This window comes from Rhodococcus sp. 5A-K4 (genome assembly GCF_046097995.1).
Classification (GTDB): Bacteria; Actinomycetota; Actinomycetes; order Mycobacteriales; family Mycobacteriaceae; genus Rhodococcus_F; species Rhodococcus_F erythropolis.
The window spans coordinates 188,029-212,775 of the sequence record NZ_JBJURM010000005.1 but is presented as its reverse complement, the minus strand read 5'-3'; the positions used below and the strand labels follow the sequence as shown (position 1 = coordinate 212,775).

The following is a 24,747-nucleotide window of genomic DNA, read 5'->3' as shown; positions in this document are numbered from 1 at the left end:
CCTTCAGAGCGTCAGCAGCTTCTTCTGGACTTTGCCCATAGCGTTGCGGGGCAAGCTGTCCACCAGACAAACCTGACGAGGGCGCTTGTGGATCGACAGTGATTCGGCGACGAAGTCCGAAACCACCGCGCAGTCGGCTACGTCTCCGACGATGAAGGCGACTATGCGTTGGCCGAGGTCGTCGTCCGGCACACCGACGACGGCGGCCTCGCGAACACCGGGGTATGCCAGAAGTGCCTGTTCCACCTCGCCTGCACCGATGCGGTATCCACCGGACTTGATCATGTCGACCGACTCGCGGCCGACGATGCGGTGGAATCCGCTGTCGTCGATCACCGCGATGTCGCCGGTGCGGAACCAGCCGTCCTCGGTCATGGATTCCGCTGTCTTCGAGGGGTTCCCGAGGTACTCGTCGAAGAGCACGGCTCCCGCAACTTCCAGTTGCCCAAGCTGCTCTCCGTCGTGCGCCGACAATTCGCCGTTCTCGCCGCGCAACCTCGTCCTGACTCCGGGAACAGCGTGCCCGACCCAACCCGGGCGACGTTCGCCGTCGTGCGTCGTGCTGACGGTGATGAGGGTTTCACTCATGCCGTAGCGCTCGACGGGAGCCAATCCGGTCAGCGATTTCATCCGCTCGAACAATGGAACCGGAAGTGGTGCACTTCCGGACACGAGCAAGCGCGCGGATCGCAATGCTGCCGCAGCCGAGGGATCACCGCACACGCGTGACCAGACGGTCGGAACACCGAAGTACAACGAGCCACCCGCTGCGGCATACGAATCCGGAGTTGGTCTGACGGTATGAATCAGCGGTGAACCGACGCGCAATGCGCCCAACACGCCGAGAATCAACCCATGGACGTGGAAGAGGGGCAGTCCGTGGACGAGTGTGTCGTCCGGAGTCCAATTCCACACGTGGGCAAGTGCGTCGAGATCTGCTGCGATCGCTGCTCGCGAGAGGACGACGCCTTTCGGCGCTCCGGTGGTTCCTGAGGTGTACATGATCAGTGCGGTAGCTGCCGCGCTCGGTTCGGGATAGGACGTCGCAGATCGCGCGTGAATATTGATGGGAATCAACGGGATACTCGAATCCGACGGTCCGTCTCCGAGTATCAGTTCGGCCTGGGAATCGGCGATGATGTGCTGACGTTCGAGCGGACCGGAGTCCGGTGGGATCGGTACCACGGCAACATCGGCGATCAGCGCGCCGGCGACGGCGACCACTGTCTCGAGGCCGGCGGCGGCTTGTACTGCCACTCGCTGTGCACCGTGGATTCGATCGGCGACCGCGGTGGCGGCGGCCAACAGGTCGGCGCGAGAGAGGGTTGCGCCTTCGCCGAAACTGACCGCCGCTCCGTGGTCGTCGAAGATGCGAGGGTCGAGGGAGCGCAGAAGTGTGGATTCGCTGTTCATTGCGAGTTTCCTTTCTTCAAACGAAGATTCAGACGGACCAGGGAACAACGAACAGCAGCCAGGCGAGGATCGGCGTCACGACCATGATGGTCATGCCCCACCGCATCGTCAGCCCGAACACCACGTCGCGTTCTTCCGGAGCGGCGTTCGCCACCACCAGCGCGCCGTTGGTCGAGAACGGACTGCAATCGACCAGAGACGACGAGATTGCCAGTGCGATAACCAGGCCGGTTGCATTGACCTGGCCGGTCATGAGGAAGGGAATTGCCAAAGGGATGAGTGCACCGAGGATTCCGGTGGTGGATGCAAACGCCGACACGATCGCGCCGATCAGACAGATCAGGAACGCCGCGAGAAGTGGAATGCCCACGTGAGCTACCGAATCCCCGAGCCACTGGACGGTGTTTTGGTTCTGCAATAGGGCCACGTATGTGACGATTCCGCCGATGAGGAGGACGGTGCCCCAGCTGATCTTGTCGACGGCTCCGCGGGCGGAGGCCGGGAAGATCAGGGTGAGAAGTACCGCGACGGTCAGTGCGGTGAATCCGACGTCGAGGTCGAAGACCAAGGCGCCGAGTGCAAGTGATGCCAGCCCGAGCAGGGTGAGTCGCCGCTCGAGATTGAGTGCTCCCTCGTGCGGAGCGGTCCCACCCGAGGACTTGCCGCCACCCTTCGAGCTGTCGCCGGAACCCGAACCGGTGATGGTGTCGCCACCGCCCGACGCGTTGCCGACTGCGCTGACGAGCACGCGCTCCGAGGCGCCGCGTGCAATCAATGCGCGACCGCCGAACGAGACGTACGCGATTGCGGCAACAACAGCCGCGGCTGCGAAGGTCGAGACGAACAGCAAGGCCGGGCTGGACGGGAGGCCGTTCTGGCGCATGACGTCGTTGGTGATCACACCGAAGATTCCGATGGGGGAGAAGCTGCCCGCCGTTGCGCCTTGGACGACCATGAAGCCCATCAGCATGGGGTGGATCCGGTAGCGGGTGGCGAAGCCCATCGCCACGGGCGCGATGATGGCGACGGCAGCGGGACTGACCGCGCCCATGGCGGTGACGGCCGCGCACACCGCGAACATCGCCCACGGCACGAGGGCCACTCGTCCTCTGACCGCACGGACCGCCGCGTGAATGATCCAGTCGACCGTGCCGTTGTTTCTGGCCAGCGCGAACAGGTAGGTGACGCCGACCAGGATGACGAAGAGGCTGGCCGGGAAGCCGTCGAGGATCTCGCTGGTATCGACAGTGAAGACCAGTGTTCCGACGACGAAGGCAGCCACCAGAGCAAGCGCACCCATGTTCACCGACCTCACGGTGGATATGACGAACACCAGGACAAGTACTGACAGGGCTATGACATTTGCCATCGAACTCTCAATCCGTTCGCGACCAGCTTGTGGTCTGCATCACTTGGAATTGGCCTAGCCTCTCTTCCACTGCTCCATTTGTCAAGTACACTCCGAGGCATGAATTCGACGTCATCGCCCGGCTCGCGCTCGGGCCTGCCCGGACGATTGAAGCGTCCGCGTCTGTATGAGCAGTTGGCCGAGCACATTTCGAATTTCATCGAGGCTCAAGGCCTTTCGCCCGGCGATCGGCTTCCTCCCGAACGCAGCCTGGCTGCCGAACTCGGCGTGAGTCGCGCGTCGCTGGCTCAAGCGCTCGTGGCCCTCGAGATTCGGGGCAGAGTCGAAATTCAGCACGGTAACGGAGCGGTGATTCGCGAAGCTCCCACGCCCGACGCGGGTAGGTCTGCGGATTCGGGAGTGCGGTTGCAAGACCGAACCGTCGACGAACTGACTGCTGCCAGGGAAGCGATCATGGCCGGCCTGGCTCGGGCGGCGGCGTCGAATCCCAACGCTGCGCTTCGGGTCGCGATGTTGACCGACGACGGGACCGCGAGAAACTTCGCCGAGACATGGCGCTGCGTCAGGCACCTGGCCGGTGGCGGCTTATTGGCTGATCTCGACGACACCATCGCCAAGCAGGCGGACGTGCCCGAGTCCTCGGCGCGACTGTCTGCGCGACTCGATCAGCTCGCCCACCGGATCATCGACGGTGACCAATCGGGCGCCGCTGACGCTGTTGCGGGAATCCTCTCCGAAACGGCCTGACGAATAACGACGGACGAGCGTCGGAAAAGCGCACGATAACCACTATGAGCATGTTCGCTCACAGGAAACTGTGCTGCGACGTAGCCCGGGAACCTGATCGGCAATGCGCACGTTGAACACAGTGACGACCGTTCCAACCAAGCGGCACGGCCGCTGGCGGGCATCGATGGGGCCGATCGCGGTAACCTGCAGGTGTCCGGTTGGCAGCCGGAAGGCGACCTGGCAGACCCGCACTCTCGAAAGGACCGGCCACATCGGCCGACCTGTATGAACCGTAAGACTGTGTTCCGTAACGTGCTACTCGTAGCCGTCGTGCTGTTGGTGATCTATGCCTTCAGCTACTTCAGCAACGACACCCGCGACTTCAAGACCGTCGACACCTCGGTCGCGATATCCCAACTCGACGCCAAGAACGTTGAGTCGGCGCAGATCGACGACCGTGAGCAGCAGGTTCGTCTGTGGCTCAAGAACGGCAACGACGCCACCGACGGTAAGACGCAGATCCTGGCGAAGTACCCCGCGAGTGCGTCGGAGCAGATCTTCGACAAGGTCGAAGGCGCCGGAGCGGACAAGTTCAACACGACGGTCACTCAGGAGAGTTGGCTGACGTCGATCCTTCTGTTCGTGCTGCCGATGATCATTCTGTTCGGCATCTTCTTCTTCGTCATGAACCGGATGCAGGGCGGCGGTGGTCGCGGCGGAGTCATGGGATTCGGTAAGTCGAAGGCCAAGCAGCTCACCAAGGACATGCCGAAAACCACGTTCGCCGACGTCGCCGGTGCGGACGAGGCTGTCGAAGAGCTGTACGAGATCAAGGACTTCCTGCAGAACCCGGCTCGCTACCAGGCGCTCGGCGCCAAGATTCCGCGCGGTGTGCTGCTGTACGGCCCTCCCGGAACCGGTAAGACGCTGCTCGCTCGCGCTGTCGCAGGCGAAGCCGGCGTCCCGTTCTTCACCATCTCCGGTTCGGACTTCGTCGAGATGTTCGTCGGTGTCGGTGCTTCGCGTGTTCGCGACATGTTCGAGCAGGCCAAGCAGAACAGCCCCTGCATCATCTTCGTCGACGAGATCGACGCAGTCGGTCGTCAGCGCGGCGCAGGACTGGGCGGCGGACACGACGAGCGCGAGCAGACGCTCAACCAGCTGCTCGTCGAGATGGACGGCTTCGGTGATCGCACCGGCATCATCTTGATCGCCGCAACCAACCGCCCCGACATCCTCGACCCAGCACTGCTGCGTCCGGGACGCTTCGATCGCCAGATTCCGGTCGGCGCCCCCGACCTCGCCGGTCGCCGTGCGATCCTGCGAGTGCACTCGCAGGGCAAGCCGATCGATCCCAACGCCGATCTCGAAGGCCTCGCCAAGCGGACCGTCGGAATGTCGGGCGCCGATCTTGCCAACGTCATCAACGAGGCTGCGCTGCTCACCGCACGCGAAAACGGGACCGTCATCACCGAAGCCTCGCTCGAGGAATCGGTGGACCGTGTTGTCGGTGGACCGCGGCGTAAGAGTCGCATCATCAGCGAGCACGAGAAGAAGATCACGGCGTACCACGAGGGCGGTCACACGCTGGCTGCTTGGGCAATGCCTGACATCGAGCCGGTCTACAAGGTCACGATCCTCGCTCGCGGTCGCACCGGCGGTCACGCGATGACCGTGCCCGAGGACGACAAGGGTTTGATGACGCGTTCCGAGATGATCGCCCGTCTCGTCATGGCAATGGGTGGACGCGCCGCCGAGGAGCTGGTGTTCCACGAGCCCACCACCGGAGCGTCGTCCGATATCGACATGGCGACCAAGATCGCACGCGCGATGGTCACCGAATACGGCATGAGTGCCAAGCTCGGCGCGGTTCGCTACGGACAGGAGGGCGGGGATCCGTTCCTCGGCCGTTCGATGGGCGTTCAGTCCGACTACTCGCACGAGATCGCCCGCGAAATCGACGAGGAGGTGCGCAACCTCATCGAGGCGGCGCACACCGAAGCGTGGGCCATCCTCAACGAGTACCGCGATGCGCTCGACCTCATCGCTACCGAACTGCTCGAGCGTGAGACGTTGACTCGCAAGGACCTCGAGAAGATCCTTGCCGGCGTCGAAAAGCGTCCGCGTATCACGGCTTTCAACGATTTCGGTGGGCGCACGCCTTCGGATCGTCCGCCGGTGAAGACTCCTCGCGAACTCGCGATCGAGCGCGGCGAAACGTGGCCGGAGCCCGCTGCTGCACCTGTTCTCGTCAAGGCAGGCGCACCCAGCAGCGGCGCACCCAGCAGCGGTGCACCCAACGGCGGTGTCCCCAACAACGGTGGTCTCCCCAACAACGGCAACCAGGGACCCTCGAACGGCTACGCACAGCCCTCGTACCCGCAGCCGAGTGCTCCGCAGCAGACTCCGCAACCGGGAACACCCGACTACGGAGCGCCCGCCGGATGGTCGGCACCGGGTTGGCCTCCGCGTGAGAACCCGTCGCCGACGTACCCCGGACAGCAGTCGGGTGGGTACACCGGTGGACAGAATCCGACCCCGCCGAACCAGTCGCAGGGCCAGTACGGTCAGCCCCAACACGGTCAGCCCCAGCCCGATCAGGGGCAGTACGGTCAACCGCACCCGGGACAGCAGGCGTACCCCGAGCAGCCGCACCCCGGCCGCCGTTACCCCGCGCAGCCCGATTACCCGGTGCAGTACCCGGACGGTGGACCCTTCGCCGATCCGAACCGGGGAAACCCGACCGGCGAAAACCAGTGGCAGAGCCCCGCACCGGAACAGCCGCAGACTCCGCCGCCGCATCATTCGGCTGAGGACGACGGCCCGAGCACCGCTCGCTGGGACGGACCGGACGGATCCCGCTGACCTTGCGCCACTAGGCTCTGCGGCGGGGGACCTGTGAACAATTCTCGAGGAGAGTTCGGTTGTCGGTGAATGATGTGGCCAGTGAACTGGTGTCGCTCGGAACGGGCCGCCCGTTCGATCAGGCGCGGGCAGAGGCTGCCGTACGGGAATTGTTGATCGCGGTCGGTGAAGATCCGGAGCGCCCAGGCCTGCTCGATACGCCGGCCAGGGTTGCGCGCTCGTACAAGGAGATCTTCGCGGGTCTGTACTCCGAGCCCGACGACGCGTTGAACACAACTTTCGACGAGGGTCACCAGGAATTGGTGCTCGTGCGAGACATTCCGATGTTCTCGACGTGCGAGCACCACCTGGTGTCCTTCCACGGTGTTGCTCACGTTGGCTACATCCCGGGAAAGTCGGGCAAGGTCACCGGTTTGTCGAAGCTCGCGCGCGTCGTCGATCTGTACGCCAAGCGTCCGCAGGTTCAAGAACGCCTGACCAGCCAGATCGCGGATGCTTTGATGCGCAAGCTCGACCCGCGTGGAGCCATCGTCGTCATCGAAGCCGAGCACCTCTGCATGGCGATGCGCGGTATCCGCAAGCCTGGAGCCAGCACGACCACGTCAGCGGTTCGTGGGCTCCTGCAATCCAGCGCGGCCTCACGGTCCGAAGCGCTGGACCTCATCCTTCGTAAGTGAGCGAGATGTCCGCGGCTCCCGTTGCAGGTAGCGATCCGGCCCGGATGGTCGTGATGGGGATTCTGAACGTCACCGCCGATTCGTTTTCCGACGGTGGTCAATTTCTCGATCGTGACGCGGCGATCGCTCGCGGGCTCGAACTGCAACGCATAGGCGTCGACATCGTCGACGTCGGCGGCGAGTCGACGCGCCCCGGAGCCACCCGCGTCGATCCGAAACTCGAGGCGGACCGTATTGCCCCGGTGATCGAAGAACTCGTGGCAGCCGGAATTCGCGTCAGCGTCGACACGATGCGTGCTTCCGTCGCCGCCGCCGCGATCGAAGCGGGCGCAGGCATCGTCAACGACGTGTCGGGCGGTCGCGCAGACCCCGACATGGCATCCGTTGTGGCCGACGCCGGAGTGCCCTGGATCCTCATGCATTGGCGCTCGGCCGGTGACTACGTCCATCGTGGTAGCGCCGATCACTACGACGACGTGGTCCGCGACGTCCGTGACGAACTGCTGTCGCAGGTCGATCTGGCGTTGAAAGCAGGGGTCGATTCGTCGTCGATCATCCTCGACCCCGGCCTCGGGTTCGCGAAGAACGCCGACCACAACTGGGCCCTGTTGCGTGCACTACCCGAGTTCAACGCGACCGGATTCCCGATACTGGTCGGCGCTTCCCGCAAGCGGTTCCTGGGGTCTCTGCTCAGCGATCCCGACGGCAATCCCCGTCCGCCTGGTGGCCGCGAGACTGCGACGGCCGTGGTCTCGGCCCTTGCAGCACGTGAGGGCGCCTGGGGAGTTCGGGTGCACGACGCACAAGCCTCGCTCGACGCCATTGCCGTGGTCGACGCCTGGAACCGTGGACGAGAAAGGGCCTGACATGGGGGACCGAATCGAATTGCGCGGGCTGAAGGTTCGCGGCAATCACGGAGTGTTCGACCACGAGAAGCGTGACGGTCAGGACTTCTTCATCGACATCACCGTCTGGATGGACTTGGCTCCCGCCGCGGCGTCGGACGATCTGACCCATACCCTGCACTACGGCGAGTTGGCGGAAGCCGCCGCAGCCATCGTCGCCGGCCCGTCGCGCGATCTCATCGAGACCGTCGCCGCTGAGATCGCCGACGACGTCATGAAAGATTCGCGAGTCGAGAGCGTCGAGGTCGTGGTCCACAAACCGTCGGCACCGATTCCGCTGGTTTTTGCGGACGTCGCCGTCGTCGCACATCGGACCAGATCGGCATGACGCGCGCTGTTCTGTCGATCGGTTCCAACATCGGCGACAGCGTGGCTCACCTGCAGTCCGTTGTCGACGGGTTGGGCAGCGCCGTCGTTGCTGTCTCACCGGTCTACTCGACGGCGCCGTGGGGTGGCGTCGAGCAGCAGGATTTTTTCAACGCGGTGGTGGTGGTCGACGATCCCGAGGCCGACGCCGCTGAGTGGCTTCGCCGGTCGCAAGCTCTCGAGGAAGCTGCAGACCGGGTGCGCGAACAGCGTTGGGGACCCCGGAGCCTGGACGTGGACGTGGTCGACTGCGAAGGCGTCGTCAGTTCCGATCCCGTGCTCACCCTTCCGCATCCGCGAGCGCATCTACGGGCATTCGTTCTCGTTCCCTGGCTGGACGTCGAGCCTGACGCGACGCTGATCGTCGACGGCCAGAAGTTGTCGGTGGCACAAATTCTCGACGGCCTCGATCGCACTGAGCGTGAAGGTGTGCGCACTACCGATGTGGTGCTTGCGCGGTGACCGAAGAAGGCAAGGGTTTGAAGCCGACCCGGATCAGTGAACTCGCGGTCCTGGCTGCGGTTGCCGCTGTGGCCACCTGGATTCTGATTCGCGTGTTCTACGGTTCGATGCCGCCGATCCCTGTTTATGCGGGAGCGTCGCTGTACTTCGTGGCCGTTGCCGAGGCCGTCTTCGCTTTTGTCATTCGTTCACGCGTCAAGAACCGTCAGGTCGGAGACGGGCTCAGACAGCTTCATCCCATCACCGCCGCCCGAGCGCTGGCATTGGCCAAAGCATCCGCTTTGGTCGGTTCAGCTACCGTCGGTGTCTGGGTCGGAGTGCTGGTGTATCTCATCCCACAGCGCTCGGTTCTGCAGGCCGCAGCCTCCGACACGCCGGGCGCGTGGGTGGGGTTGGGCGCCGCAATTGCGCTGGTAGCGGCAGCTCTGTGGCTCGAACATTGTTGCAAGACGCCGGAAGATACACCTGACGAGCCCGCGCACTGACAGCCTGGTCGGCAAATCACCCACCGAGGTACGTGGCGACCCCGGTCTCGGCAAGTACCCTGGCAACCATGACAAATTCTGGTCGATCGAAGTCTGCGCGCCGAAGCAAGCGCAGCGCGAGCCAGATGATCATTGCTGCTCTTCTGGCACTTGCTGTCATTGCTTCGCTGTTTCTGATCTTCAGCAACAGCGTTCAGCTTCTTCGGGTGGGACTGGTCGTCGCTCTGTGGGCAGCCACCCTCGGCGCTATCGCCATGACCAAGTATCGGCGTGAGTCGGCACTGGACAAAGCCAAGGTTGCCGATCTGCAGACCGTGTACGAACTGCAGCTCGAACGTGAAATTTCGGCTCGACGTGAGTACGAACTGAGCGTCGAAGGTCGCGTGCGACGTGAGGTGACCGCGGACGCTGAGGAACTGGCCGGGCTGCGCGCCGAATTGGTGGCGCTGCGCCGAAACCTCGAAGCACTGTTCGAAGGTGGACTGCTGCCCGAACAGACCGCGCTCAAGACCGATTCGACGCGAGTACCGGAACTTGGCGGTAGTTCGTACGGCGCGTACCAGCCGGCACCGTCGGGGTTGTACGTTCCCGGCGCCGGCCAGAACGGACCCAGCCAACCGGCACCGAACGTCGGCGGCTTGGCATCGCCCAACGACGATCCGGTGACTGCTGAGACAACCGTCGTGTTCGCTGAGACGTCGTGGCGTGACAGCAGCTTCGTGGCGCCGCGTGTCATACCGACGCAGAAGCCACAAGAGACGCAGAAGCCACAGAATCAGAGCGGGAACCAGGCACCGAAGAGTTCCCCAGCGAGTTCCCCAGTAGGTTCCACTGTGAGTTCCTCGCCGACACGAACGGTGAAAGACGTTCCAGTGAAGGATGATCCGGAGCCGGTCGCGCCCGTCGAGCCTGAAGTCAAGGCTCCCGCCCAGGCCCCGAACATCGAAGACGCCGTCATCGAAGACGCTGTCGTCGAAGAGGCGCCCGAGGTTGTTCCCGAGATTGTCACGGAAGCTGAACCCGAACCCGCTGCGGAGCCTGACGCAGAGCCGCGCCGTCGTCGCCGTGCCGCTCCGGAAGATGCCGCGAGCGGTGCTCATTCCAACGGGTTGACCGTCGCCGAAATAATGGCGAACCTGAGTTCGAACAACCCGTCCGAAGGCTCCGGTCGACGTCGTCGCCGAGAGGACTGAGTCGCAGATCACTCGCCCGGCCATGGCATGACGGTTCGGGCGAAGGATATCCTCGGACGCAGAACGTCTGGTACCCGCCGAGCGGGACTGGAACGAACGAGAGGAATCCGGTGACTTCCTTCGGGATCACTAATGGGCCTGCACCTGCGCGCTTGACGGTAGGAATTGTCTCAGCAGGACGGGTCGGAACAGCTGTCGGTGCCGCATTGGAGCGAGCCGGTCATGTTGTCAGCGCTTGCTCCGCCGTCTCCAGTGCCTCGGTTGCCCGCGCTGTGAAGCGGCTTCCCGATACCGAAATTCTTCCGGCCGCCGACGTCGCAGCTCGCTCAGAACTGCTGATTCTTGCCGTCCCTGACGACCAGCTTGCGGATCTTGTGCGAGGTCTCGCGGCCACCCAAGCCGTCAAGCCGGGCACGCTCGTCGCCCACACGTCCGGTGCCAACGGCATCGCGATCCTGACTCCGCTCACCGAACTCGGCGCGCTGCCCTTGGCTATCCATCCGGCGATGACGTTCACCGGTCACGACGAGGACACCGCACGGCTGTCGTCGGCATGCTTCGGAATCACTGCTGCCGACGACATCGGTTACGCGATCGCGCAGTCACTGGTCCTCGAGATCGGCGGCGAGCCCGTCCGAGTGCGCGAGGAGAACCGAGCGCTCTACCACGCGGCACTGGCTCACGGCAGTAATCACCTGGTCACGCTCGTGGTCGACGCCGTCGAGGCGCTGCGAGCGTCGTTGCAAGGTGACGAGCTGCTCGGTCAACAGTTGGTCGACGGAGATCCGGGTGGAGTGGCCGAGCGTGTCCTGCAGCCGCTGCTGTCGGCAGCCTTGGACAACGCGCTACGACGCGGTCCCTCGGCGTTGACCGGTCCGGTGGCACGCGGCGACGCTGCTGCCGTCGACACACATTTGCGCGTACTGACAGAACTGGATCCGGAGCTCGCTGCCGGCTATCGGGCGATGTCCTTGCGATCGGCCCAGCGGGTGGGCGCCCCCACCGAATTGTTCGACATCTTGACTGAAACGGGAGGTGACCGTCGTGAGTGATCTGCAGGGCGGATACAAGCGCGGCGAACTGACGGTGCACCACGATCCGGACAAGCTTCGGCGCGTCTCGCGGGCACTGCGAGGTGTCGGGCGTCAGGTGGCGCTCGTTCCGACGATGGGTGCGTTGCATGCGGGCCACATCGAATTGGTTCGTCAGGCCAAGGTCACCGGCGCCGTCGTGATCGTTTCCATCTTCGTGAACCCGCTCCAGTTCGGTGCGGGCGAAGACCTGGACGCGTACCCGCGCACTCTCGATGCGGATCTCGACCTGCTTCGCGCCGAGGGCGTCGAATTGGTGTTCGCGCCGAGCGCCAAGACGATGTACCCGCGGGGCCAGCGCACCACCATCGTGCCGGGCCCGTTGGGTAGCGAACTCGAAGGCGGAGCGCGCCCCACTCACTTCGCCGGAATGCTGACGGTTGTGGCGAAGCTGCTGCAGATCGCGGCACCCAATCACGCCTACTTCGGTGAGAAGGATTACCAGCAGCTGACGCTCATCCGTCAGATGGTGTGGGATCTCAACTTCGATGTACAGATCATCGGAGTTCCGACGGTCCGCGAGTTCGACGGCCTCGCGTTGTCCTCTCGCAATCGCTACCTCGACGAGGGCCAGCGCGCTGCAGCGGTCGCGCTTTCCGCTGCTCTGATCGCCGGTGCACACGCGGCGTCCGGGGGAGCGGAAGCAATTCTGGAAACCGCACGCGCTGTTCTGGCAGCTGTTCCGGAAATCGAGGTCGACTACCTCGAGGTTCGGGGCGTCGATCTGGGCCCCGCGCCCGAGCGAGGTGACGGCCGACTGTTAGTGGCCGCCAAGCTCGGAACCACCCGTTTGATCGACAACGTCGGTGTCGCGGTGGGAACCGGGTTCCTCGAGCGTGACACCGACCCATCCGCCGACGCCATCGACGACCTGCTGTCTCACTGAGCACTTTTCACGAGTAAGGACCTGGATATGTTTCGCACAATGATGAAGTCGAAGATCCACCGCGCCACCGTGACTCACGCCGACCTGCATTACGTCGGCTCCGTCACCGTCGACCAGGATCTGATGGACGCCGCAGACCTCCTCGAAGGCGAACAGGTGTGCATCGTCGACATCGACAACGGTGCGCGTCTCGAGACGTACGTCATCGCCGGCGAGCGGGGAACCGGTGTCATCGGAATCAACGGTGCGGCAGCGCATCTGGTCAAGCCGGGCGATCTGGTCATCCTCATCGCCTACGGCGTGATGAACGAGCAGGAAGTCAAGGAATACTCCCCGCGCGTCGTCTTCGTCGATGCCGACAACAAGCAGATCGAACTCGGCTCCGACCCGGCTCATGCGCCGGAGGGTTCGGGTCTGATCACCCCGCGCATGCTGTCGACACTCGAGGCCTCGCGCGAATCCAGCCTGGTGTAATCCATGCTGCTCACGGTCGACGTGCGGAACACCAATATCGTTCTGGGATTGTTCTCCGGGACTGGTGAGTATTCGAAGCTGTTGCAGGACTGGCGAATGCGAACCGACCCTCGGATGACTGCCGACGAGTTGGCGTTGACCTTCCGTGGGCTGTTGGGTACTCATGTCGATGAGATCACCGGCGTTGCGGCGCTGTCGACAGTGCCGTCCGTCTTGCGTGAAATCCGCGTGATGCTGGAGCGGTACTGGGGTCACGTTCCCCATGTGGTGGTCGAACCGGGTATTCGCACCGGTGTGCCACTGCTGGTGGACAACCCCAAAGAGGTGGGAGCCGACCGGATCGTCAACAGTCTTGCCGCTCACCATCTTTACGAGGGTCCGTGCATTGTCGTGGACTTCGGTACGTCGACCTGTGTCGACGTCGTTTCCGCCAAGGGTGAGTTTCTGGGCGGCTGCATCGCGCCCGGACTCGAGATCTCGACCGATGCCTTGGCGTCGCAGTCCGCTGCGCTGCGCAAGGTCGAATTGGTGCGCCCGCGTTCGGTGGTCGGCAAGAACACCGTCGAATGCATGCAGTCCGGTGCGGTATTCGGCTTTGCCGGCCTCGTCGACGGATTGGTCAACCGCGTACGCGACGAACTGCCGGAGTTCGGTGGTGACGACGTCTCCGTGATCGCAACCGGGGACAGCGCACCGCTGATCATTCCCGAATCCGACACTATCGATCACCTCGAACGGGACCTCACTCTCGAGGGGCTGAGGTTGGTCTTCGAGCGCAATCAGGCGCGTCGTGGATCCGGTCGACGACCGGTCGCCTGATCGATGGTTTCGTTCCAGCAGTTTCGCGATTGCAAAAGTTATGCCACAATGGTGCTCGTGAATCGCTGCATGGGTGCTCAGGAGTGTTGTCGAGGCTGACCGCTGCCTTGACCAATTCACATTCCTTGGAGCTAGCTCGTGCTATCCACATATTCTGCAGATCTCTCTGTTTTGACCCCTACTCTCGCTGCTGATCGTGCTGTTTCCGCAGGTCGTAGCGCTAATCGTGGGGCGTCCGGACGCCGTCCGAGTGGTGCGTCGTTGCCTACCCGCCTTCGCCCGGCCGATTTGCTGCGACTGACCGACGAGGGAGCGAACGGCGTGCTCGACGGCCGTTTCGACCACCTCATTCCCGACGCCTTCCCGACGCTCGATCGTTGGTCCACTCGCCTGCATGCGGACGACGACGTCGATGTGTGGCTCATCAGCTGGGTACCCGAACGCAACACCGAATTGCACGACCACGCAGGTTCGTTCGGCGCATTGACCGTCCTCAGTGGTTCTCTCACCGAATTCCGTTGGGCCGGTGACGCCCTGGTGGAACGCCAGCTCGACGCCGGCGATCAGGCTTCTTTCCCGCTCGGCTGGGTTCACGATGTCGTGCGTTCGACGGATGTTCCTGGTGCTCCGATCGAAATCAGCTCTGATGCACCGACTCTGAGTGTTCACGCTTACTCGCCGCCGCTGACGGCAATGTCCTTCTACGAAGTGACGGATCACCGGACTCTTCGTCGCACCCGTACCGAGCTGACCGACCTGCCCGAGGGGGGCACCAAATGACCATCGACCAAATGCTCGACGACGCTCGCGCACAGATCGATCGTATGTACGTCTTCCAGCTCACCGAAGCCTTCCATCGCGGCGCGATCTTCGTCGACATTCGCCCGCAGGCGCAGCGCGCCATCGAGGGAACTCTCCCCGGTGCACTCGCGATCGAGCGGAACGTTCTCGAGTGGCGACTCGACCCCACCAGCAGCGCACACCTCGCGTTGGCCACCGACCACGACGTCGAGTGGGTAATCGTCTGCTCCGAGGGCTACACCTCGAGCCTGGCCGCAGCGTCGTTGCAGCAGTTGGGTCTGCACAAGGCAACCGATCTCGTGGGCGGGTACCAGGCGATCAAGGCCGCCGGACTGCTCGGTGCTCTCAGCGGAGTTCGTCATTGCTCCCGCGAGTTGGCGGCGGTTTCGGCTCATTGAGGTATTTGCTGTGCGCCTTTATTAACCGCGGGCGGTTAATAAAGGCGCACAGCGGGTCTGGCGGTAAATCTTCGGGCTCATTCCGTGATGGCGGGTGAAGGCCGTTGTGAGCGCAAAGGGGCTCGAGTAGCCCACTTCTCGCGCGATCGAGGACACCGTTCGTGCCGGGTCTGCGAGTAGATCCGCCGCCACCGACAAGCGCCACTCGGTCAGATAGCCGACGGGTCCGAGCCCCATGAGACCGGTGAACCGGCGTGCGAAGGCCGCTCGTGAACTGCCGGACTCCTGGGCCAGGCTCGCGACCGTCCAGGGGTGTTCCGGCCGATTGTGTATGAGCCGCAAGGCATGCCCGATGACGGGATCCTCGTAGGCCTTGATCCATCGCGGTGATCGATTCTGGTTCTCGGCGAACCACGTACGGACCGCCGAGATCAGGACCAGGTCCAGGAGCCTGTCCAGCAACACTTCCTGCCCTGGCCCGTCGGCGGCGATCTGTTGTTCCAGAAGGTTTGTCATCGGCGCGGTTTCGATGCTGCGTCGCACTACCGCGACGGGTGTCAGGCTGTCGAGGATCTGACGGCTGACATAGGAGTCCAAACGGTATGTGCCCGTGAGCATGACGGTCTGGCCGCTGGTCGAGTTGCCCCAGGTGCGAACGCCGAGAACTGACATGTCCTCGAGCGGTGATCCGTCGACCGCGGCGCAGTTTTGTGCCTCGTCGATGAGTACGTGGACCGGGGTGTCCGGGTGATCGGCGACCGTATAGGGATCGGGGCCGCGCAGGAGCGCAATGTCGCCGGCCTCGAGATCTTCGGTCTGTCCGGTGTCGGACACGACAACTGCGGTGCCGCGAACCAGAACCAGCACGGTGATCGGTGCGTGGTCCTCGATACGTAATGACCACGGTGGATCGAGCAGCGAGCGCAGCAGAAAAGCGCCCTCCGCCCGCGATCCGGCGAGCATCATCGACAATGCATCCATGATTAGACGGTAGACGCTGGCGTATGTTTTTGCGACCTTCGGCTATGGATCGTATTGCCGTCGCGGGGTCGAATGAGTACATGACGACAACAAGCGACATTCAATCGGCAGTGGTGATCGGTGGTACCGGCAAGACCGGTGCGCGCGTTGCGCAGAGGCTGACGGCGGTGGGAATCCGTACCCGAATCGCGTCGAGAACATCCGGGACGCGTTTCGACTGGAACGATCAGACGACGTGGGAGCCCGCGATGTCCGGTGTCGAAGCGGCATACGTGACCTATGCGCCGGACCTCGCAGTGCCGGAATCGAGCACCCACATCGAGGAACTTGCGGAGCTTGCGTACCGCGAAGGGGTTCGTCGCATGGTGCTCCTGTCCGGGCGCGGTGAACCGGCGGCGCAGAAAGCCGAGCAGGTTCTGGCCGACACCGGTCTGGAATGGGCTGTGGTGCGGGCGAGTTGGTTTGCCCAGAACTTCAGTGAGGGGTATCTGCTCGATCCGATTCGGGAAGGCTGCCTTGCACTTCCGGTAGGCGAGGTGGGGGAGCCGTTCATCGACGTCGACGATCTAGCTGACGTGGCGGTGGCCGCATTGACTCGAACCGACCTCCTCGGCCGAGTTCTCGAGGTGACGGGTCCGGAGTTGCTCACCTTCGCGGAGGCGGTTGAGGCGATTTCGGCGGCGTCGGGGCGTGCGGTGTCATTCGAAAGAATTGGACTGCAACAGTTTTCCGACGGCATGGCAGAAGTTGGCGTCCCGAGTGATGTCGTGGAGTTGCTCACTTACTTGTTTGCCGAGGTTCTCGACGGACGAAATCAAAGTGTGACCGGCGTCGTCGAAGAGGTCCTGGAACGACCCGCTCGAGATTTCACCACTTTTGCCGCCGAGGCTGCTCGAACGGGGGTCTGGTCGTGAAGAAATCCGAGATCTTCTTGGAGTTGCTCGTCGGCGTGACTGCGCTCGGCGCGCTCGTTGCCGGTGGTGCGTTGTTCGCGTTCTCGTCCTTCGTAATGCCCGCTCTGCGGTCGGTCGACGCACACGCCGCGATCACGTCGATGCAGGCGATCAACGTCGAAGCACCGCGGAGCGCCTTGATGCTGCCCCTCGTCGGATCGGCGCTCACCGCGATCGCCGCCGGAATCTGGGCAGCGATCTCCAGACCGGACGGCTGGGTCCTTGCCGTTGTCGGTTGCGTCGGGGTGCTCGCGGCCTTCGCGGTGACAGCGATCTACCACGTCCCCCGCAACGACGCTTTTGCCTCGGTCAGTGCTGCCGATGCAGCCGCATGGGCGTCGTACGAGGTGGGTTGGACGGTGTGGAATCACGTCAGGGTTGCGCTGTACCTCCTGTCGGGAATCGTGCTCGCGGTCGCCGCGGTGCTACCAGCAACAAACGCGGTGGACACGGCCCAGTAGTCTTGTACCCCGTGAGTGATGTAGAAGCCCAGCCAGTCGACGACACCCCCGAGCAGCTCCGTATCCGGCGCGAGAAGCGTGAACGGATCCTCGCGCAGGGGCAGGAGGCGTACCCGGTTTCGGTCGATCGCACCCACACGCTCGCGCAGATCCGCGCGGAGTACCCGGAACTCGAGCCGGACACGGCGACTGGCGTGCTGGTCGGCGTCGTCGGCCGCGTCATCTTCATGCGCAACACCGGCAAGTTGTGCTTCGCGACTCTGCAGGAAGGCGACGGTACCCAGCTGCAGGCCATGATCAGCCTCGCCGGCGTCGGCGAAGAGGCACTGGCTGCCTGGAAGTCCGACGTCGACCTCGGCGACTTCGTCTTCATCCACGGTGAGGTCATCAGCTCCCGTCGCGGCGAGCTCAGCGTGATGGCCGATGCCTGGCAGATCGCATCCAAGTCGCTGCGCCCCCTGCCGGTTGCTCACAAGGAGATGAGCGAAGAGTCCCGGGTGCGTCAGCGCTACGCGGATCTGATCGTTCGCCCCGAGGCTCGCGACAACGCCCGCAAGCGCGTCGCTGTTGTCCGTGCGCTGCGCAATGCGCTCGAGAGCCGCGGCTTCCTCGAGGTCGAGACGCCGATGCTGCAGACGCTGCACGGCGGCGCGGCAGCTCGCCCGTTCGTCACACACTCCAACGCCCTCGACATCGACCTGTACCTGCGTATCGCGCCGGAACTGTTCCTCAAGCGTTGCGTCGTCGGCGGTATCGAGAAGGTCTTCGAGATCAACCGCAACTTCCGCAACGAGGGCGTCGACTCCACTCACTCGCCCGAGTTCGCGATGCTCGAGACGTACGAGGCCTACGGCACGTACGACGATTCCGCGAAGATGATTCGTGAACTCGTCCAGGAAGTTGCGCAGGAAGCATTCGGCACGCAGGTCCTCACCCTCGCCGACGGTTCCGAGTACGACGTCAGTGGCGAGTGGCAGGTTCTCGAGATGTACCCGTCGCTGTCGGCGGCCATCGGCACCGAGGTCACGCCGGATACGACGGTCGACGAGCTTCTCGCTCTGGCGGAGAAGGTAGGCCTCGAGGTTCCCAAGGACAAGGGCTACGGCCACGGCAAGCTCGTCGAGGAGTTGTGGGAGCACCAGTGCGGCGATCAGCTGTACGTGCCGACGTTCGTCCGTGACTTCCCGGTCGAGACGTCGCCCCTGACCCGTGATCACCGAAGCAAGAAGGGTGTCACCGAGAAGTGGGACCTGTACATCCGCGGATTCGAGTTGGCGACCGGCTACTCCGAACTTGTCGACCCGGTCATCCAGCGTGAGCGCTTTGTCGACCAGGCGCGCCTCGCGTCGGCAGGCGACGACGAAGCGATGGTGCTGGACGAGGAGTTCCTCGCCGCGATGGAACAGGGCATGCCGCCGACCACCGGCACCGGCATGGGAATCGATCGACTGCTGATGGCTTTGACGGGTCTCGGTATTCGCGAGACGATTCTCTTCCCGATCGTTCGTCCGTCCGCTCGCTAGCTTTACTTCGATCAAGGTTCGGCCGCACATGTTGCGGCCGAACCTTTTTCAGTTGGGGCGCTCCCAAGGTATTCGATACGGTTCACAGTCGGCGTCGTCGTCGGCTATCGGCGGTGCCGAAAACCAGATGAATCTGGGTGAATTCTTCAGCTCGATCAGCTCAGCGGGGAGCGCTCGTAGTTGGGATTCGATTTGTTCCCAACGACATTCGCCTGCGGCAAAGGATTCATCCATGCGTGGTCGCCTGAGTTTCGGACTTTCGAATTGTTGCGATGATTTGGTAGATCGTGCCCTGGTTGAGTGCGTCAGGTAGTCCCTGATCCGACTGGACAAGGAAGACCATGACCTCGGCTGTGGAGTATCCGGGTGTGGTGACGACATCGAATTGTGCTGAGGGCGGATCGCATTCGTTGTCCGCCGGGATATTTGTGACGGTTGCGGTGTACCGGATCGCAGGGCGTCCGGAGATGGTGAAATTCGTGGGTCCGCTGTACGCGATGCTGGCGAGAGTGCCGTTCTTGGAGGCGAAGATTGCGCTCGGTAGAGGTCTTTTCTCGAGTCGTCGTCTGTCATGATTCCCCCGTCTGGATGCATCCCCCGATGCGCCGCAAGGAATGTATCGGCACTGTCTTTGTCGCAAGACAAGTCGACTGGCATACCCGGCGGAGATCAGTCCCAATCATCCGGACGAGCCAAGACAGGACGTTTGTCCAGGTGCTATTGTCGCTGCTTATCGAAGGATCTGGGGAGGAATGGTCGTGGTGAAAAAGGTTGTTGTCACGATGGTTGACGATCTGGACAAAAAATCGCCCGCGGACGAAACTGTGGAGTTTTCCGTCGACGGAGTTGCTTACGAAATCGATCTGACCGCCGCCCACGCCGCGGAACTGCGCGATGCACTGAAAAAGTGGATTCCTCATGCGAGAAAGTCGAATTCCGCCAAATCGGTCAACGGAGCGGTGACCAAATCCCGTCCCGTTGCGGACCGCGATCAGAGTGCCGCCATCCGCGAATGGGCCAAGGGTGCTGGCTTCGAGATTTCGGCCCGCGGTCGTATTTCCACGGAGGTGCGCCGAGCCTACGAAAAGGCCGTCTGAAATGGATCGCGAATGGATTCGGGCGCATTTTGCCGAAACGGATTGATAACGCGTTCTAGTTTGTTAGCGTCTGCACGGTTCGCATCTCTCGTAGAGGAGTCGGTCGTGCACAGAATCGGGTTGTTCGGGGGCGTGGTTCTTGCCGCTCTGATGCTTGTCGGGTTCACCTCCGTGGCTTCGGCTCAGGCCCCGTTGCCCGTGCCCAATGCCTTCCTTGCCGGTGTTCCTCAGGAGTTGGGAAATCCTGGCGGTTCAGCTCCTGGATCCAATGACTTTTCGTGTAAACCTACTGCCGAACATCCCAATCCGGTTGTGCTCGTTCACGGAACGGGTGGAAACAGGCAGACCAACTGGGCCACCTATGCGCCGTTGCTCGCCAACGAGGGCTACTGCGTCTTCGCGCTGACGTACGGCAACTTCCCCGAGCAGCCGTGGCCGTTGTCGGCCATCGGTGGAATGCAGGAAATTCCTTCCAGCGCAGCACAATTGTCGAATTTCGTCGATCAAGTTCTGGGCGCTACGGGCGCAACGTCGGTGGATCTCGTCGGGCATTCGCAAGGCACGATCATCAACGGGTACTACGCGAAGTTCCTCGGCGGTGCCGACAAAGTGGACAACATCGTCTCGGTGGCATCGCTGTGGAAGGGAACCCTCGGAAACGAGCAGGCAAGTATCGGCCGCAGCCTTCGCGAACTCGGGGTATCCGAGGCGGCACAGGCAGGATTCCCGATCTGCAAGGCGTGCCTGAACATGGGGGCCGGTTCGGAGTTCATCGAAAATCTCCGTGCGGGAGGCGTTTACGCGCCGGGCGTTCACTACACGAACATCACGACGCGCTACGACGAACTGGTGCTGCCGTATACAAATGGGCTGGAGCCCGGGCCGAACGCAACCAACATCGTCGTCCAGGACGGTTGTGAGCAAGACATCTCCGATCATCTCGCCATCGCGGCGTCGCTGCGCGCGGCGACTTTTGCTCTCAATGCACTCGATCCCGCGCATCAGCGGCCGGTACCGTGCAACTCGGTATTGCCCGTCGTGGGTTGATCAATATGTGGAGGCCTTCGGTGGGGATTCGAACATGCGTGGGTGCGCTCGCTCTGGCGGGTGCCGTGGCCGCGACCGCCGCACCTCTTGCGTCGGCGAACGAACCTCTTCCCGTTCCGTCCGGTTTCTTCAGCGGAATCGCCCTCGAAGCGACCAACCCGGGCGGATCGGCCCCTGGCACCAACGACTTCTCGTGCACGCCTTCCGCTGCTCATCCTGATCCAGTCGTCCTGGTGCACGGGACGGCGGCCAACCGTCAGACCAATTGGGGCGTACTCGCACCCGTACTGGCCAACGACGGGTACTGCGTTTTCGCGCTCACCTTCGGGAATCGAACGGACCAGCCGTGGCCGATTTCCGCAGCCGGCGGTCTCGCACCACTCGGAGACAGCGCAGGGCAGCTGTCGGACTTCGTCGATGACGTTCTCTCTGCGACGGGTGCCTCGAAGGTCGACCTGATCGGACACTCTCAGGGGACGACGGTCAGTGCGTACTACGCCAAGTTTCTCGGCGGCGACGCGAAGGTTTCCAAGATCGTCTCCATCGCTCCGTTGTGGGACGGCTCGGAGGTCGGGCCGCCGGAAGGCGTCGGGGGACCGGATTTCGACAACGCCACCTTCGTGACCGAACTGCGCGACGCGGGCGTCTACTCCGATGACGTCGAGTACACCAACATCGTGACTCGGTTCGATCAAGTGGTCGTTCCGTACAGCAGCGGAATACTGGCCGCGTCGAACGCGTCGAACATAGTTGTTCAGGACGGTTGCGAGCAGGACCTGTCGGATCACATCGCGCTGGTGGCGTCGCAGCGAACGGCGACTCTGACGCTCAACGCGCTTGATCCGTCGAATCCGCGTGAGGTGCCGTGCACTCGGGTACTCCCGATATTCGGCTGATCAGGCGTCGAAAATCGCTGTTCGCTTCAGGCGTACAGGAACCGGGAAACGATTCCCTCAGCTGCGACGTTGTGAACGGTAAGCAGTCCGGCTTCCGCCGCCAATCGGGTGGAGGAGCAGCAGGTGGACTTCGCGCCCTCTAGAGTAATAAGTGGGGTCGTGCAACCTTTGTCGATTCGTGGACGTCAGTCCGCTGACCGGCGAGGCGATCAGTCTGTAGTGCCGGAGCGAAACGCGGCGACCAGGGACGAGACATCCGGTCTCGAACCTGCCCGCCGGAGAGTGTGAGGGAGAGCGATGTTCGAGAGGTTCACCGATCGCGCGCGGCGCGTTGTTGTCCTGGCTCAAGAAGAAGCCAGGATGCTCAACCACAACTACATCGGCACGGAGCACATCCTTCTCGGCCTCATTCACGAGGGCGAAGGTGTTGCAGCCAAGTCGTTGGAGTCGTTGGGTATCTCCCTCGAGGGAGTCCGCAGCCAGGTCGAGGAGATCATCGGCCAGGGCCAGCAGGCTCCGTCCGGTCACATCCCCTTCACACCGCGCGCCAAGAAAGTCCTCGAGCTGAGTCTGCGCGAAGCGCTGCAGCTCGGACACAACTACATCGGTACGGAGCACATTCTGCTCGGTCTCATCCGTGAGGGTGAGGGCGTAGCAGCCCAGGTTCTGGTCAAGCTCGGTGCCGATCTCAACCGTGTCCGCCAGCAGGTCATCCAGCTGCTGTCGGGCTACCAGGGCAAGGAGCCAACCGAAACCGGTGGCACCCGCGGAGAGGCCGGCACGCCGTCCACCTCGCTCGTGCTCGACCAGTTCGGTCGCAATCTGACGCAAGCTGCCCTCGAAGGCAAGCTGGACCCGGTCATCGGCCGCTCGAAGGAAATCGAGCGCGTCATGCAGGTTCTCTCGCGTCGTACCAAGAACAACCCGGTTCTCATCGGTGAACCCGGTGTCGGTAAGACCGCTGTGGTCGAGGGCCTGGCTCAGGCAATCGTCAACGGTGAGGTCCCCGAGACCCTCAAGGACAAGCAGCTGTACACGCTCGACCTCGGGTCGCTCGTGGCCGGCAGCCGTTACCGCGGTGACTTCGAAGAGCGCCTGAAGAAGGTTCTCAAGGAGATCAACACCCGCGGAGACATCATCCTGTTCATCGACGAGCTGCACACCCTCGTTGGTGCGGGCGCGGCCGAGGGCGCTATCGACGCGGCCTCCATCCTCAAGCCCAAGCTTGCCCGCGGTGAGCTGCAGACCATCGGTGCTACCACTCTCGACGAGTACCGCAAGTACATCGAGAAGGATGCCGCTCTCGAGCGTCGTTTCCAGCCCGTTCAGGTGGGCGAGCCGACCGTCGAGCACACCATCGAGATCCTCAAGGGTCTTCGTGACCGCTACGAGGCTCACCACCGTGTCTCCATCACGGACGGTGCTCTCGTGGCAGCGGCGACGCTGGCCGACCGCTACATCAACGACCGCTTCTTGCCGGACAAGGCGATCGACCTCATCGACGAGGCGGGCGCGCGAATGCGCATCCGTCGGATGACTGCACCGCCGGACCTGCGCGAATTCGACGATCGCATCGCCGACGCGCGTCGCGAGAAGGAATCCGCGATCGACGCGCAGGACTTCGAGAAGGCTGCGAACCTGCGTGACAAGGAGAAGACCCTCGTTGCTCAGCGCGCTGAGCGTGAGAAGCAGTGGCGTGCGGGCGACCTGGACGTCATCGCCGAGGTCGACGACGAGCAGATCGCCGAGGTTCTGGGCAACTGGACCGGTATCCCCGTCTTCAAGCTCACCGAGGAGGAGACCACTCGTCTGCTCCGCATGGAAGAGGAACTGCACAAGCGGATCATCGGCCAGGAAGAGGCAGTCAAGTCCGTCTCGAAGGCGATCCGTCGTACGCGTGCAGGTCTGAAGGATCCCAAGCGTCCCTCGGGCTCGTTCATCTTCGCCGGCCCGTCCGGTGTCGGTAAGACGGAGCTCGCGAAGTCGCTCGCCAACTTCCTGTTCGGCGACGACGACGCTCTGATCCAGATCGACATGGGCGAGTTCCACGACCGCTTCACCGCTTCGCGTCTGTTCGGTGCCCCTCCCGGGTACGTCGGATACGAAGAGGGTGGCCAGCTCACCGAGAAGGTGCGCCGCAAGCCGTTCAGCGTTGTGCTGTTCGACGAGATCGAGAAGGCACACCAGGAGATCTACAACACCCTCCTGCAGGTGCTCGAGGACGGCCGTCTCACCGACGGTCAGGGACGTACCGTCGACTTCAAGAACACGGTGCTGATCTTCACGTCCAACCTCGGTACGTCGGACATCTCCAAGGCAGTCGGCCTGGGCTTCAGCTCGGGAACGGGCACGGAGTCGAACTACGAGCGCATGAAGCTCAAGGTTCACGACGAGCTGAAGAAGCACTTCCGTCCCGAGTTCTTGAACCGTATCGACGACATCGTCGTCTTCCATCAGCTCACGAACGAGCAGATCGTTCAGATGGTCGACCTGATGCTCGCTCGCGTCGAGGCGGCACTCAAGAACAAGGACATGGCCATGGAGGTCACCGACAAGGCCAAGTCGCTTCTGGCCAAGCGCGGATTCGATCCGGTACTGGGTGCACGACCGCTGCGTCGCACCATCCAGCGCGAGATCGAGGACCAGATGTCCGAGAAGATCCTCTTCGGAGAGATCGGACCCGGCCACATCGTGCTCGTCGACGTCGAGAACTGGGACGGCGAAGGCTCGGGCGAGGACGCGAAGTTCACGTTCACGCCCACCAAGAAGCCGATCGACGTGCCGGACGCACCGCCGATCGAGCTGACCAAGGCCGGCGAAAGCGAAAGCGCAGCAGAGTAGTACAGCAGAGTAAGT

General features: G+C 63.0%; 25 protein-coding genes. 22 read left to right on the top strand and 3 right to left on the bottom strand.

The window, feature by feature from the left end; genetic code table 11:
• Positions 1-3 precede the first annotated feature (3 nt).
• Complete coding sequence (locus ACKAMS_RS09270) at positions 4-1,413, bottom strand: acyl-CoA synthetase (protein ID WP_408988910.1); 1,410 nt, start codon at positions 1,411-1,413, stop codon at positions 4-6.
• A gap of 28 nt (positions 1,414-1,441) precedes the next feature.
• Positions 1,442-2,782, bottom strand: a complete 1,341-nt coding sequence (locus ACKAMS_RS09265) for an SLC13 family permease (protein WP_003945503.1) — start codon at positions 2,780-2,782, stop codon at positions 1,442-1,444.
• Positions 2,783-2,881: 99 nt separating this feature from the next.
• On the opposite strand from ACKAMS_RS09265, the gene ACKAMS_RS09260 reads away from it, so the two are divergent.
• The 14 genes from ACKAMS_RS09260 (at position 2,882) to ACKAMS_RS09195 (ending at position 14,933) form a co-directional block, all read left to right on the top strand.
• On the top strand, positions 2,882-3,529 hold the full coding sequence (locus ACKAMS_RS09260; protein WP_007727006.1) for a FadR/GntR family transcriptional regulator: 648 nt from the start codon (positions 2,882-2,884) through the stop codon (positions 3,527-3,529).
• A gap of 267 nt (positions 3,530-3,796) precedes the next feature.
• A complete protein-coding gene (gene ftsH / locus ACKAMS_RS09255) occupies positions 3,797-6,376 on the top strand; it encodes an ATP-dependent zinc metalloprotease FtsH (RefSeq protein WP_408988909.1) in 2,580 nt (859 codons plus the stop codon).
• Between the two features lie 59 nt (positions 6,377-6,435).
• Complete coding sequence (gene folE, locus ACKAMS_RS09250) at positions 6,436-7,053, top strand: GTP cyclohydrolase I FolE (protein ID WP_019746783.1); 618 nt, start codon at positions 6,436-6,438, stop codon at positions 7,051-7,053.
• Positions 7,054-7,058: 5 nt separating this feature from the next.
• A complete protein-coding gene (folP, locus tag ACKAMS_RS09245) occupies positions 7,059-7,919 on the top strand; it encodes a dihydropteroate synthase (RefSeq protein WP_029254407.1) in 861 nt (286 codons plus the stop codon).
• 1 nt (position 7,920) lies between these two features.
• Positions 7,921-8,286 carry a dihydroneopterin aldolase gene (folB, locus tag ACKAMS_RS09240; protein ID WP_019746785.1) on the top strand — a complete coding sequence of 122 codons (366 nt, stop codon included), beginning with the start codon at positions 7,921-7,923 and terminating at the stop codon, positions 8,284-8,286.
• Complete coding sequence (gene folK, locus ACKAMS_RS09235) at positions 8,283-8,786, top strand: 2-amino-4-hydroxy-6-hydroxymethyldihydropteridine diphosphokinase (RefSeq protein WP_030534807.1); 504 nt, start codon at positions 8,283-8,285, stop codon at positions 8,784-8,786. Before folB ends, folK begins: the two co-directional genes overlap by 4 nt.
• 17 nt (positions 8,787-8,803) lie before the next feature.
• The gene (locus tag ACKAMS_RS09230; RefSeq protein ID WP_153213529.1) at positions 8,804-9,271 is read left to right on the top strand and encodes a DUF3180 domain-containing protein; all 468 of its coding nucleotides are present in this window, start codon (positions 8,804-8,806) and stop codon (positions 9,269-9,271) included.
• A gap of 68 nt (positions 9,272-9,339) precedes the next feature.
• Positions 9,340-10,464, top strand: a complete 1,125-nt coding sequence (locus ACKAMS_RS09225; protein WP_378665722.1) for a DUF6779 domain-containing protein — start codon at positions 9,340-9,342, stop codon at positions 10,462-10,464.
• Between the two features lie 110 nt (positions 10,465-10,574).
• Entirely contained in the window at positions 10,575-11,516 is a 942-nt protein-coding gene (locus ACKAMS_RS09220) for a Rossmann-like and DUF2520 domain-containing protein (protein ID WP_019746789.1), read from the top strand.
• Positions 11,509-12,441: a pantoate--beta-alanine ligase gene (gene panC / locus ACKAMS_RS09215; protein ID WP_170320391.1), complete on the top strand. Its 933-nt coding sequence runs from the start codon at positions 11,509-11,511 to the stop codon at positions 12,439-12,441. The genes ACKAMS_RS09220 and panC overlap by 8 nt, the downstream gene beginning before the upstream one ends.
• A 27-nt stretch (positions 12,442-12,468) precedes the next feature.
• Positions 12,469-12,915, top strand: a complete 447-nt coding sequence (gene panD / locus ACKAMS_RS09210; protein WP_003945761.1) for an aspartate 1-decarboxylase — start codon at positions 12,469-12,471, stop codon at positions 12,913-12,915.
• A gap of 3 nt (positions 12,916-12,918) precedes the next feature.
• Positions 12,919-13,734, top strand: a complete 816-nt coding sequence (locus tag ACKAMS_RS09205) for a type III pantothenate kinase (RefSeq protein WP_019746791.1) — start codon at positions 12,919-12,921, stop codon at positions 13,732-13,734.
• A gap of 261 nt (positions 13,735-13,995) precedes the next feature.
• Entirely contained in the window at positions 13,996-14,514 is a 519-nt protein-coding gene (locus ACKAMS_RS09200) for a cysteine dioxygenase family protein (RefSeq protein ID WP_019746792.1), read from the top strand.
• Entirely contained in the window at positions 14,511-14,933 is a 423-nt protein-coding gene (locus tag ACKAMS_RS09195) for a rhodanese-like domain-containing protein (protein ID WP_003945445.1), read from the top strand. The genes ACKAMS_RS09200 and ACKAMS_RS09195 overlap by 4 nt, the downstream gene beginning before the upstream one ends.
• A 21-nt stretch (positions 14,934-14,954) precedes the next feature.
• Here the strand turns inward: ACKAMS_RS09195 and ACKAMS_RS09190 are convergent, their stop codons facing one another.
• Positions 14,955-15,914, bottom strand: coding sequence for an AraC family transcriptional regulator (locus tag ACKAMS_RS09190; RefSeq protein ID WP_166501758.1), 960 nt, complete (start codon positions 15,912-15,914; stop codon positions 14,955-14,957).
• Between the two features lie 80 nt (positions 15,915-15,994).
• On the opposite strand from ACKAMS_RS09190, the gene ACKAMS_RS09185 reads away from it, so the two are divergent.
• The 8 genes from ACKAMS_RS09185 to ACKAMS_RS09150 all read left to right on the top strand — a co-directional run bounded on the left by ACKAMS_RS09185 (position 15,995) and on the right by ACKAMS_RS09150 (position 24,732).
• Positions 15,995-16,828, top strand: coding sequence for an NAD(P)H-binding protein (locus ACKAMS_RS09185; protein WP_408988908.1), 834 nt, complete (start codon positions 15,995-15,997; stop codon positions 16,826-16,828).
• Positions 16,825-17,328 (top strand): anthrone oxygenase family protein, encoded by a 504-nt coding sequence (locus ACKAMS_RS09180; protein ID WP_259117686.1) that lies wholly within the window; start codon positions 16,825-16,827, stop codon positions 17,326-17,328. The genes ACKAMS_RS09185 and ACKAMS_RS09180 overlap by 4 nt, the downstream gene beginning before the upstream one ends.
• An 11-nt stretch (positions 17,329-17,339) precedes the next feature.
• Positions 17,340-18,851 carry a lysine--tRNA ligase gene (gene lysS / locus ACKAMS_RS09175; protein ID WP_003945834.1) on the top strand — a complete coding sequence of 504 codons (1,512 nt, stop codon included), beginning with the start codon at positions 17,340-17,342 and terminating at the stop codon, positions 18,849-18,851.
• Positions 18,852-19,192: 341 nt separating this feature from the next.
• The gene (locus tag ACKAMS_RS09170) at positions 19,193-19,426 is read left to right on the top strand and encodes a hypothetical protein (RefSeq protein WP_070386735.1); all 234 of its coding nucleotides are present in this window, start codon (positions 19,193-19,195) and stop codon (positions 19,424-19,426) included.
• A 183-nt stretch (positions 19,427-19,609) separates the two neighbouring features.
• Positions 19,610-19,948 carry an Lsr2 family protein gene (locus ACKAMS_RS09165; RefSeq protein WP_003945673.1) on the top strand — a complete coding sequence of 113 codons (339 nt, stop codon included), beginning with the start codon at positions 19,610-19,612 and terminating at the stop codon, positions 19,946-19,948.
• Between the two features lie 105 nt (positions 19,949-20,053).
• The gene (locus tag ACKAMS_RS09160; protein WP_019746799.1) at positions 20,054-20,995 is read left to right on the top strand and encodes a triacylglycerol lipase; all 942 of its coding nucleotides are present in this window, start codon (positions 20,054-20,056) and stop codon (positions 20,993-20,995) included.
• Positions 20,996-21,000: 5 nt separating this feature from the next.
• Positions 21,001-21,891, top strand: coding sequence for an alpha/beta fold hydrolase (locus ACKAMS_RS09155; protein ID WP_269138594.1), 891 nt, complete (start codon positions 21,001-21,003; stop codon positions 21,889-21,891).
• Between the two features lie 297 nt (positions 21,892-22,188).
• The gene (locus ACKAMS_RS09150; protein WP_003945604.1) at positions 22,189-24,732 is read left to right on the top strand and encodes an ATP-dependent Clp protease ATP-binding subunit; all 2,544 of its coding nucleotides are present in this window, start codon (positions 22,189-22,191) and stop codon (positions 24,730-24,732) included.
• Positions 24,733-24,747 lie beyond the last annotated feature (15 nt).

What these genes read in the sequence shown, in the direction of transcription:
- ACKAMS_RS09270 (WP_408988910.1), bottom strand. Translation starts at nt 1,413, where the DNA reads ATGAACAGCGAATCCACACTTCTGCGCTCCCTCGACCCTCGCATCTTC.
- ACKAMS_RS09265 (WP_003945503.1), bottom strand. Translation starts at nt 2,782, where the DNA reads ATGGCAAATGTCATAGCCCTGTCAGTACTTGTCCTGGTGTTCGTCATA.
- ACKAMS_RS09260 (WP_007727006.1), top strand. Translation starts at nt 2,882, where the DNA reads ATGAATTCGACGTCATCGCCCGGCTCGCGCTCGGGCCTGCCCGGACGA.
- ftsH (WP_408988909.1), top strand. Translation starts at nt 3,797, where the DNA reads ATGAACCGTAAGACTGTGTTCCGTAACGTGCTACTCGTAGCCGTCGTG.
- folP (WP_029254407.1), top strand. Translation starts at nt 7,059, where the DNA reads ATGTCCGCGGCTCCCGTTGCAGGTAGCGATCCGGCCCGGATGGTCGTG.
- folB (WP_019746785.1), top strand. Translation starts at nt 7,921, where the DNA reads ATGGGGGACCGAATCGAATTGCGCGGGCTGAAGGTTCGCGGCAATCAC.
- folK (WP_030534807.1), top strand. Translation starts at nt 8,283, where the DNA reads ATGACGCGCGCTGTTCTGTCGATCGGTTCCAACATCGGCGACAGCGTG.
- ACKAMS_RS09225 (WP_378665722.1), top strand. Translation starts at nt 9,340, where the DNA reads ATGACAAATTCTGGTCGATCGAAGTCTGCGCGCCGAAGCAAGCGCAGC.
- panD (WP_003945761.1), top strand. Translation starts at nt 12,469, where the DNA reads ATGTTTCGCACAATGATGAAGTCGAAGATCCACCGCGCCACCGTGACT.
- ACKAMS_RS09205 (WP_019746791.1), top strand. Translation starts at nt 12,919, where the DNA reads ATGCTGCTCACGGTCGACGTGCGGAACACCAATATCGTTCTGGGATTG.
- ACKAMS_RS09195 (WP_003945445.1), top strand. Translation starts at nt 14,511, where the DNA reads ATGACCATCGACCAAATGCTCGACGACGCTCGCGCACAGATCGATCGT.
- ACKAMS_RS09190 (WP_166501758.1), bottom strand. Translation starts at nt 15,914, where the DNA reads ATGGATGCATTGTCGATGATGCTCGCCGGATCGCGGGCGGAGGGCGCT.
- ACKAMS_RS09185 (WP_408988908.1), top strand. Translation starts at nt 15,995, where the DNA reads ATGACGACAACAAGCGACATTCAATCGGCAGTGGTGATCGGTGGTACC.
- ACKAMS_RS09170 (WP_070386735.1), top strand. Translation starts at nt 19,193, where the DNA reads ATGACCTCGGCTGTGGAGTATCCGGGTGTGGTGACGACATCGAATTGT.
- ACKAMS_RS09155 (WP_269138594.1), top strand. Translation starts at nt 21,001, where the DNA reads ATGTGGAGGCCTTCGGTGGGGATTCGAACATGCGTGGGTGCGCTCGCT.
- ACKAMS_RS09150 (WP_003945604.1), top strand. Translation starts at nt 22,189, where the DNA reads ATGTTCGAGAGGTTCACCGATCGCGCGCGGCGCGTTGTTGTCCTGGCT.